This is a genomic window from Pedobacter sp. (assembly GCF_035317785.1).
Lineage (GTDB): Bacteria > Bacteroidota > Bacteroidia > Sphingobacteriales > Sphingobacteriaceae > Pedobacter.
Window position 1 is genome coordinate 1 of record NZ_DATHGC010000390.1, and the last position, 2,841, is coordinate 2,841.

General features: G+C 38.9%; 3 protein-coding genes. All 3 read left to right on the forward strand.

Annotated elements, in window-relative coordinates; translation table 11 throughout:
* A partial coding sequence (locus VK541_RS24800; protein ID WP_324373313.1) for a HAMP domain-containing sensor histidine kinase occupies nucleotides 1–529 on the forward strand: 529 nt, incomplete at its 5' end.
* A gap of 82 nt (nucleotides 530–611) precedes the next feature.
* Nucleotides 612–1,421: a hypothetical protein gene (locus VK541_RS24805; RefSeq protein WP_324373314.1), complete on the forward strand. Its 810-nt coding sequence runs from the start codon at nucleotides 612–614 to the stop codon at nucleotides 1,419–1,421.
* Nucleotides 1,422–1,565: 144 nt separating this feature from the next.
* Nucleotides 1,566–2,841: Rv1355c family protein (locus VK541_RS24810; RefSeq protein ID WP_324373315.1), on the forward strand; the 1,276-nt coding region annotated here is incomplete at its 3' end.

Consider the following 2,841-nt stretch of genomic DNA (forward strand, 5'->3'; position numbering starts at 1 on the left):
TAATAATATTCTGGATGCCGGAAAAATGGATCACCAGCAAACCGGTGTTCTTACGCTGGTTACTTTTGATCCATGTCATGAAATTAAGGAAGCGGTGGAAACAATGAAGTTTATGGCTGAAAAAAAGGGGCTAAAGTTAACTTCTGAATTTACAGATGAAGGAGAAACCAAAGTTAAAGGAGACGCGTTCAGGCTGAAACAGATTATGATCAATCTTTTAAGTAATGCGATCAAATATACCGATGATGGTGGGGTAACAATCAAAACCTTTATTCGCCCGATAAATGAACATACCGCTGAACTGGATGTAAGTATCACTGATACGGGAATAGGTATTCCAAAAGAACATCAGGCTAAATTATTTACCCGTTATTACCAGGCTAACCGCACTGACGGGAAACCGGGAACCGGTTTAGGATTATATATTTGCCGACAACTCATCAATCTGCAGCAAGGCCGCATATATATTGAGAGTGATGCAGGCAAAGGCTGTTGCTTACGATTTACAATACCCTATCAAAAGAGTTGACCAAATGGTGTAGTATAGAGGCCGTTATAATTAACTAATGGCTAATTTGTAACCGGTTTTAAACAATAATCATTTTTAGGAAATGGGAGAAAGTTTAAATAGGGAAAAGCCGGAAATCAGGCTTCGGGCGTTCAGGGCTATTGATGAGCCTGAAACCTGTGAGTTGTTTATTCAAGGCCATACTCAGGTATTGACCAGTATTGGTGTTACCAAGGTTACATCTTCAAAAAATGAATGGGCAAAAAACCCCGCTGCGTTTGTAATAATTGTAGAATCATTGAACGGGAAAGAGGTATATGGAGGTGCAAGAGTACATGTTTCAGGGGGGACAGAGCCTTTGCCCATAGAACAGGCTACCAGTAAATTAGATCCGTCGGTTTCTGAACTGGTTTGGAAATATGCTCAATATGGCACCGGGGAGATATGTGGTCTGTGGAATTCGCATGAGCTTTCTGGATATGGAATAGGAACCCCGTTGCTGATACGCACAGGTATTGCCATTTCATCCCAGATCGGCATATTGTCACTCTTCGCGTTATGCGCTCCCTATACTGTCAAACCAGTTCTGAATTGTGGCATGGTACTCGAAGACAGTATTGGCAATAAAGGAACATTTTATTATCCGAAACTTGATCTTATTGCAACAGCAATGATTTTAAAGGATGTTCCAGTTCTAAGTAAAGCTCATGAGGAGGATAAGTTTCTGATATTTCAAATGAGAGCCAACCCTAATAATTTAAAGATACTTGAATTAAAAAATAAGGAAATAAGCATTGATTTTGAACTCCAGATCCCGAATCTTGATAAATGGAATTTATTTCAAACTATTGCATCAGCCCAAAAGACCTTTTTGAAAAATAAAACTGGCAACAACGATCCGGATTTTTTTTAAAAAGTATTTATTTTTGATAAGCGGTAACTTATTCAGGTACTAATTGTTAAGAATTTCTTAATCACAATACAGATGAATAACATATCAACTTTTCTGGCTGGCTTTAAGAATACAAAAAGTGTTTACCGGCCAATCATATTAAGATTGGATAATAAGCCGGATAACGTAACTTTTAAAGGGCTATTTGAAGATGCTAAAGTTACATTCGTTTGTGATGAAATATATGGTCAACTGCAGGAACTGATCAAGTGCCGAAATCCTTCAGTAAAAATTAAACAAGATGAATATCCCGAACTTATTAACAAGCATTTGGCAGGAAAAGATATTCAGGAATATGGAACATGGGTTTATTATCCATGGAATCAACAATTGGTACATCTGCTGGCCGAAGATGAATTTGTTGAAGTTCGTACGAACAGAAATCAATATAAAATAACCAGGGCAGAACAAGATATAATATGTACAAAGAAGATCGGTATTATTGGTCTTTCTGTTGGGCAGTCTATAGCGCTAACATTAGCAATGGAACGGGGATTTGGTGAACTGCGCCTTGCTGATTTTGATGAATTAGAATTAAGTAATTTAAACCGCATTCGTACCGGGGTTGGCAATTTGGGACTTCCTAAAGTAGTAATCGCGGCCCGGGAAATTGCTGAAATAGATCCTTTCCTTAATGTAACCTGTTTTTTTGAAGGTTTAACTGAGGAAAATATGAATGATTTCTTTTTGAAAAATGGAAAGCTGGATCTCCTGGTGGATGAATGCGATGGGCTTGATATAAAAATAATGTCGCGTTTCAAGGCAAGAGCGCTTAAAATACCGGTGGTGATGGATACCAGTGACCGGGGGATGCTGGATGTGGAACGGTTTGACCTGGAACCAGACCGGCCTATATTACATGGAACAGTAGAAGATGTTGATCCTGAAAATATAAAAGGATTAACTAATGAGGAAAAAATACCCCTTGTTTTACAAATGCTGGGTATTGAAAATGTGTCATTACGAATAAAGGCTTCTATGATAGAGGTTGAACAAACCATAAATACCTGGCCGCAGCTGGCAAGCTCTGTTGCGTTAGGTGGAGCCGTAGGAGCTGATGTTTGCAGGCGTATTCTATTGAATCAGTTTCACGATTCAGGAAGATACTATATTGATCTGGATGAGCTAGTGAGTGATAAGGTACCTGAACCATTTATTTCACAAGTACCTGTTAATCCTTTTTTACCGCTCCATGCAAATGAAATGCGTTTATTAATTAAGAAGTACCAGGCAGAAAATAAAGCTGATGCCATAGCTCCTGATCATGATGTAATACGTGAATTGGTTACTGCTGCCTGCGCTGCCCCTTCAACAGGGAATGACCAGCCCTGGAAATGGTTGTATCGTGATGGGATCTTATTTCTCTATCATGACCAATACC

Excerpts from the sequence above, each read along its gene's own strand:
- VK541_RS24805 (WP_324373314.1), top strand. The coding sequence starts at position 612 with ATGGGAGAAAGTTTAAATAGGGAAAAGCCGGAAATCAGGCTTCGGGCG.